Origin of the sequence: Halobacillus sp. Cin3 (genome assembly GCF_947311855.1) — a bacterium.
Taxonomy (GTDB): Bacteria; Bacillota; Bacilli; order Bacillales; family Halobacillaceae; genus Halobacillus; species Halobacillus kuroshimensis.
Genome location: NZ_CAMZMV010000001.1, coordinates 853,300 through 870,610, shown reverse-complemented (window position 1 = coordinate 870,610; position 17,311 = coordinate 853,300). Strand labels below are relative to the sequence as shown.

Sequence of the window (17,311 nt, the reverse complement as noted above, 5' to 3'; positions counted from 1 at the left end):
TGATTCCTATATAATTAAAGCAAAAGACTTACTTGGAGGCAGGCTTATGGCTACGACTAAAGCAAAATATAATATTAAAGCGGTGTCACAGATGCTGGGCATCCAGCCTGGAACACTCCGAGCCTGGGAACGTCGATACAGAATGATCCGTCCTTCGCGCAATGAAGCGGGTCATCGGCTTTATACAGATGAGCATATCAGAATATTAAAATGGTTGATGGAAAAAGTGGATAAAGGCTTTACGATATCACAGGCGGTTTCACTCCTGGAAAGCAATGAGGAAGCCGTCACCCATAATGAGCACTCGGAAAACCGCACACAGCTTGATAAAATTGGTGATCAGCTGCTGGACAGCCTTCTTTCATTTAATGAAAATGACGCCCAGCGGCATCTTGATCATGCATTCAGTCTGTTCACGCCTGAAACGGTCGCGATTGATATTATCGGCCCGATTCTCGTGAAAATCGGGGATTTGTGGGAGGAAAACAAAATCACAAGTGCTCACGAGCACTTTGCCAGCCAGTTCATCCGCTCCCGTATAGGCATGATGCTTCTTTCCATTCCATCGGACAGTATGCTTCCTAGAGCTCTGCTCGTATGCGGCCCGAATGAACGGCACGAACTGGGCCTGCTTATTTTTGCCCTCTTTTTGAAGCGGAAAGGCTATGATGTCATCTATCTCGGCCAGAGCATTGCCGGAGGGGATATCGATATCGTAATCAATGAAATTGAGCCCGCTTATATGTTCATGTCCTGTACACTAAAGAAAAACATACCGATCACGATTCGTCTGGCCGAAGCGCTTCAGCGTGAATTTCCCTCTCTTAAGATAGGTCTCGGAGGGTATGCCTATGACCGGCTGTCTGAATTGGACAAAAAACGGATTCAGCCGTTTATCGTTGGAAATTCCAAGCGTGCATGGGAACAGTGGCTGCAAACGAACTGATGGACTGGGAAATTATATTTGCCCCCGGCTTGAAATGTCGGATATAATTTGAAAAAAGGTGCCATAATGGCGCTGGTCATCATACTATATAGATAACACATCGTGACTAGGGGGGCGATCATATGCGAGTAGAGAGAATGACGAGTGAAAAGTTCAAGATTTTCCTTACTTTTGACGATTTAATGGACCGGGGCCTCTCCCGCGAGGAACTTTGGAATGATCTACCTCGCGTACACCGGATATTCAGCGATATGATGTATGACGCAGGCATAGAGCTCGGAGTAGAGCTTACAGGAGTTCTGCTCGTGCAGGTTTATCTGCTTCAGGCACAAGGCATGCTTGTCGTTGTGACAAGAACAGAGCCTGCTGATATTGAGGAAGATGACGAAGACTACCTTGAAATGAAGGTAACCCTTGATGAGAGCAAGGAAATGATGTTTTCCTTTTCTGATTTCGAACACGTCATCCAGGCCGGGATCCACCTCCATCAGCTTGGTGTGACAGGTGGAAGTATTTATCATTATGAGGATTCCTATTATATGCTCCTGGAAGATAAAGAAATAGATCACCTGGACCAGGATCAGGTCATTGCCCTGCTTTCTGAATACGCTTCAGCTACAGCCGTAACATCATATCGGCTGATTGAATATGGGAAGTTGATTATGGACAAAGATGCCTGTGGATTAATAACTAAACATTTCTCTTAATGATGAAGGAACGAGTCTTGAAGATAAGCTCGTTCTTTTTATTTATGGATAGAAGGGCTGTTGTCAAACGTGTTACTATAAAGGTTGGCAAATCTATATCGTGGTAGGAAATGGAGTGTAGGAAATGAAGATTGCGGTTTTATATGGAGGAACCTCAGGGGAACGGGAAGTTTCCTTGTCTACTGGAAAGGGAATTATACAAGCATTGGAGAATAAAGGCCATGAGGTTACGGCCGTCGATTTTTCACCGGATCGTCTGGACCAGGTCACAGGGCTTGATGTCGACCTTGTATTCATTGGTCTGCACGGGCGCTTTGGCGAAGACGGAAGGATTCAAGGTCTTCTTGATATGAAGGGTCTTCCTTATGTTGGTTCGGGGGTGCTGGCTTCTGCTCTCGCCATGGATAAGGCTAAATCCAAGCAGATCTTTTCCCTGAACGGCTTGAACACAGCGGAGAGCGCGGCCTTCGATGTCACAGATGAGAGTCAATGGTCTTCGATTGAACATGATATCAAACAGCAGTTTCAGGTTCCATTTGTCATTAAACCGAATCAGGAAGGGTCCACACTGGGTCTGACTATCGTAAAGGATGAGGCAGATGCCGGCCGGGCTGTCAAAACAGCAGCACAGTCGGATTCTATGATTCTCGTAGAAGATTATGTAAAAGGAAGAGAAGTAACTGTACCCGTCATGGGGCGCAGAGGGGAAGAGAAGGCTCTACCGGTCATTGAAATTATTCCGAAGAATGATTATTACGATTTTGATTCAAAATATCAACCAGGTGGAAGTGAACATATCGTACCAGCTGAACTGCCGGCTGATATTACGGCGAAGCTTCAGGAAGATGCCGTACGTGCTCATCAGCTGCTGGGATGTGACGTTTATTCACGCGTCGATTTCATTATTAATGATAAAAATGAACCAGTAATTCTTGAAGTCAATACTCTGCCGGGAATGACTCCGACGAGTCTGTTTCCTGATGCTGCTCAAGAGATCGGCTTAAGTTATGATGATTTAATCCAATCGTTCGTGGATCTGTCCCAGCCTGCGTATGAGAAAAAAGTGTAATCGCTTACAACTTCTTTGTGAAAACGGATGAAAAAGCTGGTTTCGACCTTTCCAACAGGCAGCGGAACGTGTATACTATTCACTGAAAGAAGAGCCCTAATCGAATGGATGATATAGGAGGTAAATGGATGGTAGCCGATAAGCCTGCAGACAATGCAAACGAAAAAAATGACAAACTTGACGTGTTGAAATCCACGCAGACCGTGGTTAAAAAAGCACTTGATAAATTAGGATACCCCAATGAAGTATATGAATTAATGAAAGAGCCTGTCCGCATGATGACCGTAAGAATTCCTGTAAGAATGGACAACGATCAGATCAAAATCTTTACAGGGTACAGGTCCCAGCATAATGATGCTGTAGGTCCAACCAAAGGCGGCGTCCGTTTTCATCCGAATGTGTCTGAAAAAGAAGTCAAAGCGCTCTCCATCTGGATGAGTTTGAAAGCCGGTATCGTCGATCTTCCGTACGGCGGAGGAAAGGGCGGTATCGTATGTGATCCGAGGGAAATGTCCTTCCGTGAACTGGAAGGAGTCAGCCGCGGATACGTCCGGGCAATCAGCCAGATCGTAGGCCCGACGAAAGATATTCCCGCTCCCGATGTATTTACCAATTCACAGATTATGGCGTGGATGATGGATGAATACAGCCGCATTGATGAATTTAACAACCCGGGTTTCATTACAGGTAAACCGCTTGTACTCGGTGGTTCCCACGGAAGAGAAACTGCGACAGCGAAGGGCGTAACCATCTGCATTGAAGAAGCAGCCAAGAAAAAAGGCATCAATGTCGAAGGCGCAAGAGTCGTCGTTCAAGGCTTTGGTAATGCCGGAAGCTTCCTTGCGAAATTCATGCATGATAAAGGGGCTAAAGTGGTCGGTATATCGGATGCCTACGGAGGGCTTCACGATCCGGATGGTCTTGATATTGACTATCTTCTGGACCGTCGTGACAGCTTCGGCACAGTGACCAACCTGTTCAACAATACGATTACGAATGAAGAACTGCTGGAGCTTGACTGTGATATTCTTGTTCCCGCAGCTATTGAAAACCAGATTACAGAAGATAACGCCTATAACGTGAAAGCGAACATTGTCGTAGAGGCAGCCAACGGGCCAACGACACTGGAAGCAACGAGAATTCTTTCTGAGCGCGGCATCCTTCTTGTGCCGGATGTGCTGGCTTCTTCCGGGGGCGTAACTGTTTCCTACTTTGAGTGGGTACAGAACAACCAGGGATATTACTGGACAGAAGAAGAAGTGGAAGAGAAGCTTCATAAAGTCATCGTCAAAGGTTTTGACAACGTCTACCGTACATCAGAAACAAGACGTGTGGATATGAGACTGGCCGCCTATATGGTCGGAGTCCGAAAAATGGCAGAAGCATCCCGTTTCCGTGGATGGATATAACTTGATTCTATAAATGGAATCTCCTATCATGATGATGGTAGGAGATTCATTTTTTTGAAATGAACGGAAGAACGTTGTTGGAAAGAGGAGTGTTATACGTGCATCAACAAGAAAAAGCCATCATCATCGGCGGCGGTCCCTGTGGGATGAGTGCAGCTATTGAACTTCAGAAGGCTGGTATTGAACCGTTAATCATTGAAAAAGGAAATATTGTGAATTCTATTTATCATTACCCGACCCACCAAACTTTCTTCAGTTCCAGTGAAAAACTGGAAATTGGTGAAATTCCTTTTATTTCGGAAAGGCAGAAACCGGTGCGTAATGAGGCGCTTGCTTATTACCGTGCGGTTGCGGAGAGAGAGGACCTGCGGGTGCATACGTACGAAAAGGTTCAACAGGTTGAAAGAGTAACAAACGGGTTTATCATCCATACAGAAAAATCATCGGGTGAACAATCATCGTATGCAGCGGACCAGGTAATTGTTGCGACAGGCTATTATGATCAGCCGAACTTCATGGGCGTCCAGGGAGAGGAGCTTCCTAAAGTGATGCACTACTTCAAAGAGGGGCATCCCTATTACAACAAGAATGTTGTCATCATCGGTGGGAAAAACTCTGCAGCGGATGCCGCTCTGGAACTGGAAAAATCAGGTGCGCAGGTAACCGTTCTTTACCGTGGTGAAGATTATTCGAAAAGTATCAAGCCATGGATTCTCCCACAGTTTGAAGCCCTTGTGAGAAAAGGGATCGTTACCATGGAATTTTGTGCCAACGTAAAAGAAATTACTCAGGATGCCGTCCTATATGAATGCAATGGGGAAGAAAAAAGCGTGGCGAACGACTTTGTCTTTGCAATGACCGGCTATCAGCCTGACCACAGCTTCCTGACGAAAATGGGCGTGGAGATAAACGAAGAAACCGGTCGTCCATCCTTTAATGAGGACACAATGGAAACGAATGTTCCAGGCATATACATTGCCGGTGTAATCGCTGCCGGATATAACAACAATGAAATCTTTATTGAGAACGGCCGCCACCACGGCGGGAAAATCGCTGCTTCCATCGCAGCGGAATCGAAAGCGTAAAAAAACGTTCAGGCGGCTGCCTGAACGTTTTTTTCAGCTGAACATATGCTCGAGCTCTGTCATATTCGCCGTCATCTCCAGAGCCACCATTAACTTGATGCGGGCTTTTGGACCAGTCAGTCCGTTTGCGAAGATGATGCCCATATTTCTAAGCTGCCGTCCGCCTCCGGGATAGCCGTAAGTGTCCTGGACAATTCCCTGATAGCAGCGGGAAACTAGGACAACGGGAATGCCTTCCTTAATCGTTCTCTCCAGTGCTTCCATCGTTTCGGGAGGGAGGTTGCCCTGTCCGAGTGCTTCAATGATCAGGCCGTCCACACGGCTTTCGCGTACCGCATCGATTAAATCGCCGTCCATCCCTGCGTATGCTTTAATCAAAGACACACGCTTGCCTATGTTTTGGATCGGATAGGAGTCATGCCGGGTCATCTTATGGTGGAAAAAGACATCCGATTTTGTTGTAATTCCGATAGGGCCGTATTGAGGGCTCTGGAAAGTCGCAACATTACTTGTGCTCGTCTTCGTTACATTTTTGGCTGTGTGGATTTCGTCATTCATAACGACGAGGACACCTTTGTCCTGGGCTTCATCACAGCTCGCCACCTTTATGGCACTTAGCAGGTTGTAGAGCCCGTCCGCTCCTATTTCATTACTTGAACGCATCGCTCCAGTTACGACGACTGGTTTTCTTGTTTGTAAAAACAAATCCAGGAAGTAGGCTGTCTCCTCCAATGTGTCTGTTCCGTGAGTGATCACGACGCCATCATAATTTCGTTTGGCCATTTTCTCATGTACATAGCGGCCGAGTTTCAGCATATGATCGGGACGAATGTGGGGGGAAGGCAGGTAGAATAGAATGTCATCCTCAATTTCCACGCGTCCTTGAAGAACTGTCGAAATTTCCTCCAGCGGATGGCGGGAGGAGGTGTTCACTTCACCGGTTTCCTTATCTTCTTTCATCGAGATGGTTCCACCTGTATGTATAATTAAAATGCGCTTCATGAATCATCCACCAACTTTCTATATCGATAGTTCCTTTTCTTTATTCTTCATGATACGATGAATCTTAGCTGAAAGAAAGAGAGAGGGTTGATTACCTTGGCCATATTGACCGCTGCCATATCACCTGCTGTGGCCATCATGACATTCATATATTTAAGCAAGCGTATAGAACTTGAGCCTCTCCCTCTTATTATACGGATGTTTGTTATCGGCGTCATTATGGTTTTTCCCATCATGTTTATCCAGTATGCCTTTGAGACGGAACAGGTCATTACAAACCAGTTATTTGTATCCTTCTTCCTGGCAGGTCTCCTTGAGGAATTTTTCAAATGGTTCTTTCTATTGTTTGTCGCCTACAGACATTCTCATTTCGACCACCACTATGACGGCATCATTTATGGTGGAGCGGTCAGTCTCGGATTCGCGACTATCGAAAATGTTCTTTTCCTTTTTAATAAAGGCATTGAAATTGCGATGCTCCGGGCCGTCTTTCCCGTTTCTTCCCATGCCCTGTTCGGCATCATTATGGGGTATTATATGGGTAAAGCGAAGTTTACAACGGTCCATATCCGAAAGTCACTTGCTTGTGCGCTTATCATCCCTGTTGTATTACATACGATTTATGATTACATCATCACGATTCAGACGGATACATGGGCGTATTGGATCACCCCGTTTATGATCGGTTTATGGATGGTTGGGATTCGAAAAATCAGGCTCGCCAATGATCATCATGAATCCATCTATTATAGAAATCAAGAGACACCCCGTTGAGGGTGTTTTTTTACTGCCATTCACCCGCTTTCTAATCAAAGGCGACCCACAGGCATTTTTTTGGAGAAATCCATTCCAACGAGTATAGAGAACAGGCAATGTATAAAGTTGCGCGAAAGTAAAAAACTACTTCCATAACTAAATTATTGCGTCAGGGGTGTTTGGTGGATGTTATGGAAGAAAACAATGGTCGTTACTGCAGGTCTGGTTCTGCTGATATTCCCAATAGCAGATGGAACATGGAGCAAACCAGTTCATGGATTTTCCAGTCAGGTCATCCAGCAGGGGGCAACAGGCGATGATGTCATTGAACTGCAGGCAAGGCTTCAGTACCTCGGCTTTTATAATGGCGATATTGATGGTGTGTTCGGCTGGGGGACTTATTGGGGACTTCGGAATTTCCAGTATGAATTCGGATTGGAAATCGATGGCCTGGCCGGTCAGGAAGTGAAGGATAAGCTTGTCAAAGCAAGTAATTACGATGAAGGATATGTAAAAAAACAGATCCGGGAAGGTAAAGACTTCACCCATTACGGTGGCGTTCCGAAAAGCAAGCAGACGAAACAGCCTGCCGGTCAATCACCTCCATCCTCGAAACAGCCGGAAGGACAAGAGGGGGGCCAGGGCGGGGGACAGCCGGATGAGCCGACAGCCGTCAACGTTCCAAGCGGATATTCACAAAATGATATTCAGCTTATGGCGAATGCCGTCTATGGGGAGGCCAGGGGTGAACCTTATGTAGGTCAGGTTGCTGTAGCGGCTGTCATATTGAACAGAGTTCAGAGTGCTTCGTTCCCGAATACAGCATCGGGGGTCATATTTGAACCTCGGGCGTTCACAGCTGTGGCAGACGGTCAGATCTGGCTTGAGCCGAATGACCAGGCCAAGGAAGCGGTCATGGATGCCATCAATGGATGGGATCCATCCGGACAGGCGTTGTACTACTTTAATCCGAATACCGCCACTTCAGACTGGATTTGGACAAGACCTCAAATTAAGCAGATTGGAAAACATATCTTTTGTAAATAGGAGGTGCGAGTATGATCAGGTGGTCTTTCATTGTTGTCTTAAGTATTGCCGCTGTCGGTCTTGGCGTATGGGGGTATCAGGAGAACCAAGATAAAAATGCGGTTCTTATTCAAGCGGAAAACAGTTATCAACGCGCTTTTCATGATCTTACGTTTAACATTGATCTCCTTCATGATAAGATCGGCTCCAGCCTGGCTATGAATTCCAAGCAGAGTCTTTCTCCGCAGCTTGCGGACATATGGAAAATTTCTTCTGAAGCTAATTCGGATGTCGGGCAGCTGCCCTTGACGCTTCTTCCGTTTAGCAAGACAGAAGAATTTCTTTACGACGTTGGTGATTTTGCCTACCGCACAGCGGTGAGGGACTTGGAGAAAAAGCCGCTGAGTGATGAAGAGGTTAAACTCTTGGAGGAACTGCACGAAAAGTCAGGTGAGATTGAAAGCGAATTGAGGAAAGTGCAGAATGTAGTGTTGAGTGACAACCTTCGCTGGATGGATGTGGAGCTGGCGCTGGCTACGAATGATGAAGCCGGCGATAATACGATTGTCAATGGATTTAAAACGGTTGAAAAGTCGATGGACAGCTTTGAAAGCTCTGTTACAGAGGTCGGGTTTGGAAGTTCCGGGCCTGAGAAAAATTACCGGAATCTTCAAGGAGAAAACCTGACCAAGGAAGAAGCGAAGAAAACAGCTTCCAAATGGCTGGAAAAAGTGGATACCGAGAAGCTTACGCTGACGAAATCAGGAAAAGGAGCAGATGTTCCTACGTATACAGCCTCCTTTCAGGAAGGAGATAAAAACGGCTATATCGATCTTACTGAAAAAGGCGGACACCCGTTGACTATGATGATCAGCCGGGACGTCAATGACCCTGAAATAAGCCTGTATGAGGCTTCTGAGAAGGCCAAGGAGTTTGTCAGCGGATTGGATATTGACAATCTTGAACTTGTCGAGAGCAACCAGTATGACAAAATGGGTGTGTTCCGTTTCCTTTACACGAAAAACGATATCCGCTTTTTCCCGGATGCCGTCGTTGTTAAAGTCGCCTTGGATAATGGCGAGGTCCTCGGGCTGTCGGCCAGAGATTATTACGACTATCACAAGGATCAGGAGTTGAATGAGCCTGAGATTTCTCTGGAAGAAGCACGCTCCAAAGTGAATCCGAACGTGGATATCCAGGAGCATCATTTGTCTGTAATTGAAAATGATTTGAAAGAACAGGTGCTGTGTTATGAATTCCTAACTACGATGGAAAGTACGACCTATCGTATTTTCATAAATGCTTCCACAGGAGAAGAAGAAAAGGTGGAAACGTTGAAGAAAGCAGAAATGAAATTCAATCAGGAAATTTAATAGGAAAAAGACACTTTCCAACAGGAGGGTGTCTTTTTTCTTAAAACTTTATGCCTATATTCTTCCTTTTTCTTCTTGCTCATGAGATAATTTCTTTAACTTATTCATGTTGAGGGAGGGTTTTTAAATGGAGGTTTTTCCTATAGGGACATCTGTCATCTTGGAAGTGCAGGGCGGACATTCAAAAGATGTACCCGATAAGTACAGGTGCAGGCTCGTGGATATTGATCAGGACCAGGTATATATTGATTATCCCATCCATACAGAAACAGGAAAGACGGGTTTCTTTTATGAAGGGACTTCGTTTCATGCGAGTTTTGTGGGAGAAGATGATTGTGTGTACTGGTTTAAAACAGAAGTGTTGACGCGGAAAATCAAAAACATTCCGGTCATTGTCCTTTCTTTTCCGGGTATGAATGATCTTGTTCGTATTCAACGGCGTCGTTACGTGCGGGTAGATGCAGCTGTAGATGTAGCTGCGCTCTCCTCTGACTATTCCTTCACGACCGTAACCAGTGACATCAGTGGTGGCGGGATGATGTTTACGAGGCCTCCGCATCATGACATTCAACAAGGGGATGAGATGGACTTCATCATTGTGCTTCCTATGAATGCCGGAGATTATTTTTACATCCCTACAACAGGTTTGGTTGTCCGTGTAGTCCCGGCTACTTCCAGTCAAACGGCCCGTATATCCGTAGAGTTTACGGATATAGAGGAGAAAGACCGCCAGCAGATCATCCGCTACTGCTTTGAACAACAGATGAAGTGGCGGGCTAAAGCGCTGAATTAGCTTTTTAAATAGATTTTCTCCCGGGGATTGTGTTATTCTGAACAATGGTAAAAGGAGTCATTACAAGGGTAGAATCGGTTTCTACCCTGTAGTCAGGACAGATGGAGGAAATCGAACGTATGATGAACACAATGACGATTGCAATTGACGGTCCAGCGGCTGCCGGAAAGAGTACAGTAGCAAAAAAAGTCGCAGAAAAACTTTCATTCATTTATGTGGATACAGGAGCTATGTACCGTGCTCTGACATGGAAAGCTATCGAGGAGAATGTTTCGCTCGAGGATGAGGATGCTCTTTTCTCCCTTTTAAACAGAACGGATTTGAACCTTGTCCAGTCGGATGAAGGCCAGCGTATCCTCGTGGATAAGAATGATGTATCTGAACTGATCCGTACGGCAGAAGTGACCAACCAGGTATCTATTACAGCGAAGCACAGGAAAGTGCGGGAGGAAATGGTGCGCCGCCAGCAGGAATTGGTTAAAGACAAAGGTGTTGTGATGGACGGGCGTGATATCGGAACCCATGTGCTTCCGGATGCGGAAGTGAAAATCTTTATGATCGCATCTGTCGACGAAAGAGCGGAGCGCCGCCATAAGGAAAATGTGGAAAAAGGATTTTCCTCAAACCTTGAGGAATTAAAAGAGGAAATCCGCCGCCGTGATGAGCTGGATTCCAACCGTGCTGTATCCCCACTCCTCAAAGCGGATGACGCCGTTGAAGTGGATACAACTTCGATGAACATTGAAGAAGTTGTCGCCCGTATCCTGGAAATCGTGAAACAGAAAAGTCCAAAGGGGGAATAACGATGAGCCTCTATAAAATTGGTAAACTGCTCTGCGCTGTCATTTTTTATCCCCTGTACCGGATTAAGGTTGTAGGGAAGGAAAATATTCCTGCAGAAGGACCGGTTATTATCTGTTCCAATCATATTTCGAATGTAGACCCGCCTGTGGTTGGAATTACAAGCAGCCGGAATATTTACTTTCTCGCCAAAGAAGAGTTGTTTAAAAACCCTCTGATTGGGGGAATATTGAAAAAAGTCCACGCGTTCCCAATTAAGCGCGGGATGAGAGACAGGAATGCTCTCCGCAAGGGTCTGGATATTCTTAAAGAAGGTCACGCTCTCGGGTTGTTCCCTGAAGGAACGAGGCAGAAGAGCGGGGAAATCGGCGAGGGACTTGCCGGTGCCGGGTTCTTCGCCCTTCGGTCTGAAGCTGCCATCGTTCCATGTGCCATCATCGGACCTTATCAAAAGTTTAAGCGTCTGAAGGTCGTTTATGGAGAACCGATAGATATGTCGGAATATCGTGAACAGAAAGCGTCGGCCCAGGTCGTAACGGACCGGATCATGGAAGAAATCAGACAATTGCATAAAATTCATCAATGATATGGCGTAATCACTTGACAAAATGCTCTAAATATTAGAAGTTAGACAAAAGGGCATTTCTGTATTATTAGGTTGTGTCGGAAATTGAAGGAGGTAGCTTGGTATGGATGAAATGAATCAGGAAGTATCAGGAATGAAAGAATTCTCTGCAGGGGACATCGTGACTGGTAAGGTCGTGAAAATTGAAGAAAAACAAGTCCTTGTAGATGTTGGATATAAAGTCGAGGGGATTGTACCCATCAGTGAATTATCCAGCCTTCATGTTGAAAAAGCATCAGACGCAGTTAATGAAGGGGACGAACTGACCCTGCAGGTAAAGAAAGTGGAAGACGATGAAATCGTACTTTCCAAGCGTGCTGTAGACGCCGATAAGGCGTGGCAGGATCTTGAGGCTAAATTCGAAAGTGGAGAAATCTTCGAAGCAGAAGTCAAGGACGTTGTAAAAGGCGGTCTTGTTGTTGATATCGGTCTTCGTGGATTTATTCCAGCTTCTCTTGTTGAAACGTATTATGTGGAAGATTTTGAAGACTACAAAGGGAAAACACTTTCTCTTAAAGTGGTTGAGCTTGATCGTGAGCAGAACCGTGTCATTCTTTCTCACCGTGCGGTCGTGGAAGAAGAGGAATCAGCCAAGAAGCAGGAAGTTCTTCAATCCCTTGAGGAAGGACAGGTCATCGAAGGTACAGTACAGCGCCTGACTGACTTTGGCGCGTTTGTAAACCTTGGAGGTATTGACGGTCTTGTACATATCTCCCAGCTTTCCCACCAGCATGTGGAGAAAGCGGCAGATGTGGTTGAAGAAGGCCAGTCCGTGAAGGTTAAAGTACTTTCTGTTGACCGCGACAATGAAAGAATTTCTCTTTCCCTTAAAGCTACTCAGCCGGGACCTTGGCACGATATCCAGAATAAGGTGAACTCTGGAGAAACTCTTGAAGGTACGGTACGCCGCCTTGTAAGCTTCGGCGCTTTTGTCGAAGTTTTCCCTGGAGTAGAAGGTCTTGTGCATATCTCTCAAATTTCCAACCGCCATATCGGTACGCCGGATGAGGTGCTCGAAGAAGGACAAACCGTTCAAGTGAAAGTTCTGGATGTGGATGAAGGGGCTAAACGCCTTTCCCTAAGCATGAAAGAACTGGAGCGTGATGAAACGCGCGCGGATATTGAACAATATGAAAGAGAAGAAGACAATTCCGGCTTTTCTCTAAGCGATATGATTGGTGACAAGCTGGATAAATACAAAAAATAAATCGTACGTGGTGATGGATATGAGTAGATCGAAAAGAAAAATTGATCATATCCGCCATGCTTTAGGTCATGAACGGGCTCCTTATAACCATTTTGATGATATGAATATCGTTCATCAAAGTCTGGCCCGTTTGGATTTCAATCAAATCACGTTAACGGCAGAAGCAGGGGAACTTAAATTAAGTTCCCCTCTTTTTGTTAATGCCATGACCGGTGGAGGCGGAGAAAAGACAAGAGAAATCAATCGCGATCTTGCTATTGCAGCAAGGGAAACCGGTATAGGAATGGCTGTCGGTTCCCAGATGTCTGCAATCAAAAGGCCGGAAGAACGATCAACCTATGAAGTCGTAAGAGAAATGAACCCGGAAGGGGTGGTATTCGCCAATGTGGGCAGTGAGGCATCATTGCAGCAGGCGGAAGAAGCTGCCAACATGATTGAGGCGAATGCGCTGCAGATCCACATCAACACCCTGCAGGAATTAATCATGCCGGAAGGTGACAGGGACTTTACTTCCCGGATGTCCAACATTCAGAAAATCGTAAACGGGTTGGATCTTCCTGTGGTCGTCAAGGAAGTCGGCTACGGCATGTCGATGGAAACGGCACAAACGCTCTATGATATCGGGGTACGTTACATAGATGTCGGCGGCCGGGGGGGTACCAACTTCTCACGAGTGGAAAACCTGAGGAGGGAGAAACCTTTCTCTTCCTTTAATAATTGGGGGATACCTACACCAGCCTCTATTCTCGAGGCGCGGAGCAGCCAGGACCTGCACGTATTCGCTTCAGGCGGCATCAGGCATGGACTGGATGGGGCGAAAGCTTTGGTTCTTGGAGCCTGCGGATTCGGGATGGCCGGCTCTCTATTAAAAGTTCTTATGGAGGAAGGCAGAGAAGCGTTGATAGAGGAAATTCATCATATCCACCAGGAATTGAAAATGGCTATGATGCTTTTAAACGCCTCCAGCCCGGAAGAACTTTCTGGTAAGCCTTATGTTCTGACAGGAGAAACAAAAGCATGGCAGGAGCAGAGGATTACGAATGGCCGCTGGTAATCTCCGGGGCTGCCGCGAATAGGACGGCAGCCTTATTTTTATGGAGGCTCTTTCAATAAGGCCGTTAAGGGTGATGGAACGAATGACTTTATCATGGAAAAAGTTTTTCAGCGCAGTATACATCCTGTTTCAGAAGTCTGTGCGTATGGCTCTGCCCTGTTCTATCTTTGAAATAAAAGCAGATGGCCCCGGGGTTACCCGCAGGAAAGACCTATGACAGTAAAGTCATAGGTCTTTTTTTGTGCTCCACGTTTAAAGACGTCCAAAACCCTCCATAATGACTGTGAAGGAGTTGGAAAATATGGCGGTTTACTGGTATGCCTGGGTGCTGGTCATCTGTGTCTACTTTTTTATGAAAAATACTCGAACAAGGACAGCCTTACTGTTCTTTCTTTACTTCCTTATGTGCTCCTTCAGCTGGAAGATCATTTCCCCATCTGTCTACCTTTATGCTCATCTGATCCTTCTTATCCTGTTTGGTCTATATTTCATTTCTTTTCAAAAAAGGCCGCTGGTGGTTTATTTATGGTTGTTTTTCTTAAGCATCGGTCATGCGTCCGGCAGCCTTTTTATTCTCATTCATCCGGTTTGGATGCACCTGCCTGGATTTTCGACAGGGTTTGTTTTGGTCCTGCTTTTAAGGATGATTTTGACTGATTTTAGAGGATTAGCTGGTCTCTGGTTGTTTATCAACGGCGCAGGTATGACCCTCACCTATGTTGTTCTCCGTTTCTATGGGAAGGAAGGGGTGGTAACGGCTCAGCCACTGCTTGTTTTTGTTCTGAAAGGGTTGTTAATTCTCCTTTTTGTGCATGGTTTACGTGTATTGAAGAAAAATAATGCAGGAGCAGGAAAAAGTAAACAAAAGGGAGACGCATATGCATGAATGAATATACATATCCCATAATGTTCGGGATTATCGCAGGAACAGTTTTGAGGGTGTTTATGATGCGGACGGATTACCGTCAGTATCCGACCTATCTGCATGGTAAGATCATCCATTTATCGCTCGGGTTTATTGCCGCTGCCCTCGGGACCATTGCCATTCCATCTATCATGGAAAAGGAATTCACGGCCGTTACTTTTCTGACTCTGGCTGCCTCCCAGTTCAGAGAGGTGCGGAACATGGAGAGGAATACACTGGCTGAAATGGACAGCTATGAACTCGTACCTCGTGGGAACACTTATATTGAGGGGATTGCTGTAGCCTTTGAGAGCCGGAATTATCTGGTGATCTTTACATCTTTCATCGTAACGCTTTGCTACCTTGCTGTGAATATGTGGGCCGCTCTCGGGGCTGCGGCGGCCTGTTTTGTGTTGTCTTCTATCTTAATGAGTGGCTCTAAACTTGGCGACATCGTAACGATTGAACAAAGGGAGCTCACGTTCGACGGGGCTGGTCTTTACGTGGATAACATTTATATTATGAATATCGGTCTCCCTGAACGGCAGGATGAAATCTTAAGGTATGGGATGGGGTTTATCCTGACGCCTAAATCTTTTAACATCCGTTCTACGATTGCCAATCTCGGCCAGCGGCAGGCGATTCTACATGATGTGTCTGTGACGCTCGGGGTCTTCCGTGATTCCGGAACACCGGCTCTTGTGCCGCTCATCAAGCGTGACTTGAATGATGGGAGGATCGGTGTATTCATCCTCCCTCAGGAGAAGGATCCCGCCCGTGCCAGAGAAGTCATAGCCAATGTACCGGTACTGGAAAATGCGATACAAAAACCAGGGAAAAGGAGTGGGTGATGACAAATGAAAATGGAAAAAGCGATCCTCGCCTCCATTACGACACTGGATAATAAAGTCCAGGGAAGTGCGGCTGTTTTCAAGTGTGAAACAAAAGAGGAGATGGAGGCGGTGGCCGCTAATTTGGAAGCCATTTTAGATGGGATCGCCCACCGGTTGAGTGACCAGCTCTATATTATTGTCAAGCACTGAACGTTGAAGAAAGAATTGTTTCTTTTCCTAAAGTCTGCTAAAATAAAAAAGTTAATGGCTTGCTGCTGTTCTTCGGGTGATGGGCGGAAACCATCAAGCCGTAGGGGAGCAGTCTTTTTTTGCTTTTCACTGCTGTTGAAACATGAAATAATGAAAATAGAATGAAGAAAGGATGATCCTTTCATGAGAAAATCAGTAATTGCAATCGTAGGACGACCGAATGTCGGTAAATCAACGATTTTTAACCGGCTGGTTGGAGAAAGAATATCTATTGTAGAAGACACGCCGGGGGTAACCAGAGACCGGATTTATGCAGAAGCCGAATGGCTCACCTCCACCTTTAATGTCATTGATACAGGCGGCATTGAAATCGGAGACGAGCCTCTTCTTGTGCAGATGCGTGCTCAGGCACAGGTGGCTATAGATGAAGCGGATGTCATCGTATTCATGGTCAATGGCCGTGACGGCATTACCGGAGCCGACGAAGAGGTGGCAAAACTGCTCTTCAAATCCAATAAGCCTGTCGTACTGGCTGTAAATAAAGTAGATAACCCGCAGATGAGGGAGAATATCTACGAGTTTTATTCCCTTGGATTCGGGGAGCCTTTCCCGATTTCCGGGACACACGGTCTCGGCCTTGGGGATCTGCTTGATGAAGTGGTTAAGCACTTCCCTGAACGGATCGAGGAGGAAATCGATGATGACACCATCCGGTTCAGCTTGATTGGACGGCCGAATGTCGGAAAATCCTCGCTTGTAAACAGTCTGCTCGGACAAGAGCGCGTAATTGTCAGTGATATAGCCGGAACAACAAGGGATGCGGTTGATTCACCATTCACGAAAGACGGCCGTGACTATGTCATCATCGACACCGCAGGGATGCGTAAGCGTGGGAAAGTGTATGAATCTACAGAGAAATACAGTATACTCCGTGCATTGAAAGCGATTGAGCGTTCCGACGTTGTTTTAACGTTAATTGATGCAGACACCGGGATCCAGGAACAGGACAAGAAAATTGCCGGATATGCCCATGAAGCCGGTAAGGCGGTCGTCATTGTCGTGAATAAATGGGACACGCTGGAAACTGATGAGAAAACGATGAAGGAATTCGAGGATAAAGTCCGGGATAACTTCCGATTCCTTGATTATGCACCCATCGTCTATCTGTCTGCCAAGACGAAGAAACGTATTCACACCCTGCTTCCAAGAGTGCTGGAAGTCAGCGAAAACCATGCCAAACGAGTGCAGACCAACGTGTTGAATGAAGTTATCATGGATGCTCTGGCTATGAATCCTTCTCCTTCCATTAAAGGACAGAAGCTGAAAATCTTCTATGCTGCCCAGGTATCCGTGAAACCACCGAGCTTTGTGGTTTTTGTAAATGAACCTGAACTTATGCACTTCACGTACGAACGATTCCTGGAAAATCGGATCCGGGAAGCTTTTGGATTTGAAGGAACTCCAATTAAAATCTTTGCAAGAAAACGGAGTTAAGCTGTAGGAAGGGAGTC

General features: G+C 46.0%; 18 protein-coding genes. 17 read left to right on the top strand and 1 reads right to left on the bottom strand.

Annotated features, from left to right (window positions below):
* The first annotated feature begins 46 nt into the window (after positions 1-46).
* From QMA39_RS04700 to QMA39_RS04680, 5 genes are all read left to right on the top strand, one after another.
* Positions 47-946 (top strand): MerR family transcriptional regulator, encoded by a 900-nt coding sequence (locus QMA39_RS04700; protein WP_027954446.1) that lies wholly within the window; start codon positions 47-49, stop codon positions 944-946.
* A 122-nt stretch (positions 947-1,068) separates the two neighbouring features.
* Positions 1,069-1,653: a genetic competence negative regulator gene (locus QMA39_RS04695; protein WP_027954445.1), complete on the top strand. Its 585-nt coding sequence runs from the start codon at positions 1,069-1,071 to the stop codon at positions 1,651-1,653.
* A 124-nt stretch (positions 1,654-1,777) separates the two neighbouring features.
* A complete protein-coding gene (locus tag QMA39_RS04690; protein ID WP_281658083.1) occupies positions 1,778-2,722 on the top strand; it encodes a D-alanine--D-alanine ligase in 945 nt (314 codons plus the stop codon).
* Positions 2,723-2,850: 128 nt separating this feature from the next.
* The gene (locus QMA39_RS04685) at positions 2,851-4,131 is read left to right on the top strand and encodes a Glu/Leu/Phe/Val dehydrogenase (RefSeq protein ID WP_027954443.1); all 1,281 of its coding nucleotides are present in this window, start codon (positions 2,851-2,853) and stop codon (positions 4,129-4,131) included.
* 98 nt (positions 4,132-4,229) lie between these two features.
* Positions 4,230-5,216: a YpdA family putative bacillithiol disulfide reductase gene (locus QMA39_RS04680; protein ID WP_027954442.1), complete on the top strand. Its 987-nt coding sequence runs from the start codon at positions 4,230-4,232 to the stop codon at positions 5,214-5,216.
* A gap of 33 nt (positions 5,217-5,249) precedes the next feature.
* Here the strand turns inward: QMA39_RS04680 and QMA39_RS04675 are convergent, their stop codons facing one another.
* Complete coding sequence (locus QMA39_RS04675) at positions 5,250-6,218, bottom strand: asparaginase (protein ID WP_084163027.1); 969 nt, start codon at positions 6,216-6,218, stop codon at positions 5,250-5,252.
* Positions 6,219-6,314: 96 nt separating this feature from the next.
* Here QMA39_RS04675 and prsW point away from each other — a divergent pair, with 96 nt between their 5' ends.
* The 12 genes from prsW (at position 6,315) to der (ending at position 17,294) form a co-directional block, all read left to right on the top strand.
* Complete coding sequence (prsW, locus tag QMA39_RS04670) at positions 6,315-6,992, top strand: glutamic-type intramembrane protease PrsW (protein ID WP_027954440.1); 678 nt, start codon at positions 6,315-6,317, stop codon at positions 6,990-6,992.
* A gap of 168 nt (positions 6,993-7,160) precedes the next feature.
* A complete protein-coding gene (gene sleB / locus QMA39_RS04665) occupies positions 7,161-8,021 on the top strand; it encodes a spore cortex-lytic enzyme (RefSeq protein WP_027954439.1) in 861 nt (286 codons plus the stop codon).
* 11 nt (positions 8,022-8,032) lie between these two features.
* Entirely contained in the window at positions 8,033-9,373 is a 1,341-nt protein-coding gene (gene ypeB / locus QMA39_RS04660) for a germination protein YpeB (protein WP_281658082.1), read from the top strand.
* Between the two features lie 127 nt (positions 9,374-9,500).
* Positions 9,501-10,166, top strand: a complete 666-nt coding sequence (locus tag QMA39_RS04655; protein ID WP_027954437.1) for a flagellar brake domain-containing protein — start codon at positions 9,501-9,503, stop codon at positions 10,164-10,166.
* A gap of 119 nt (positions 10,167-10,285) precedes the next feature.
* Complete coding sequence (cmk, locus tag QMA39_RS04650) at positions 10,286-10,969, top strand: (d)CMP kinase (RefSeq protein WP_206933022.1); 684 nt, start codon at positions 10,286-10,288, stop codon at positions 10,967-10,969.
* 2 nt (positions 10,970-10,971) lie between these two features.
* The gene (locus QMA39_RS04645; protein WP_027954435.1) at positions 10,972-11,553 is read left to right on the top strand and encodes a lysophospholipid acyltransferase family protein; all 582 of its coding nucleotides are present in this window, start codon (positions 10,972-10,974) and stop codon (positions 11,551-11,553) included.
* A 103-nt stretch (positions 11,554-11,656) separates the two neighbouring features.
* Complete coding sequence (gene rpsA, locus QMA39_RS04640) at positions 11,657-12,799, top strand: 30S ribosomal protein S1 (RefSeq protein WP_027954434.1); 1,143 nt, start codon at positions 11,657-11,659, stop codon at positions 12,797-12,799.
* Positions 12,800-12,818: 19 nt separating this feature from the next.
* Complete coding sequence (gene fni / locus QMA39_RS04635; RefSeq protein WP_206932816.1) at positions 12,819-13,853, top strand: type 2 isopentenyl-diphosphate Delta-isomerase; 1,035 nt, start codon at positions 12,819-12,821, stop codon at positions 13,851-13,853.
* A gap of 301 nt (positions 13,854-14,154) precedes the next feature.
* The gene (locus tag QMA39_RS04630) at positions 14,155-14,739 is read left to right on the top strand and encodes a hypothetical protein (protein WP_281658081.1); all 585 of its coding nucleotides are present in this window, start codon (positions 14,155-14,157) and stop codon (positions 14,737-14,739) included.
* Complete coding sequence (locus QMA39_RS04625) at positions 14,736-15,608, top strand: YIEGIA family protein (RefSeq protein WP_027954431.1); 873 nt, start codon at positions 14,736-14,738, stop codon at positions 15,606-15,608. Before QMA39_RS04630 ends, QMA39_RS04625 begins: the two co-directional genes overlap by 4 nt.
* 6 nt (positions 15,609-15,614) lie before the next feature.
* On the top strand, positions 15,615-15,800 hold the full coding sequence (locus QMA39_RS04620; protein ID WP_027954430.1) for a hypothetical protein: 186 nt from the start codon (positions 15,615-15,617) through the stop codon (positions 15,798-15,800).
* A 183-nt stretch (positions 15,801-15,983) separates the two neighbouring features.
* Positions 15,984-17,294 carry a ribosome biogenesis GTPase Der gene (gene der / locus QMA39_RS04615; protein ID WP_206932813.1) on the top strand — a complete coding sequence of 437 codons (1,311 nt, stop codon included), beginning with the start codon at positions 15,984-15,986 and terminating at the stop codon, positions 17,292-17,294.
* Positions 17,295-17,311: the final 17 nt, after the last annotated feature.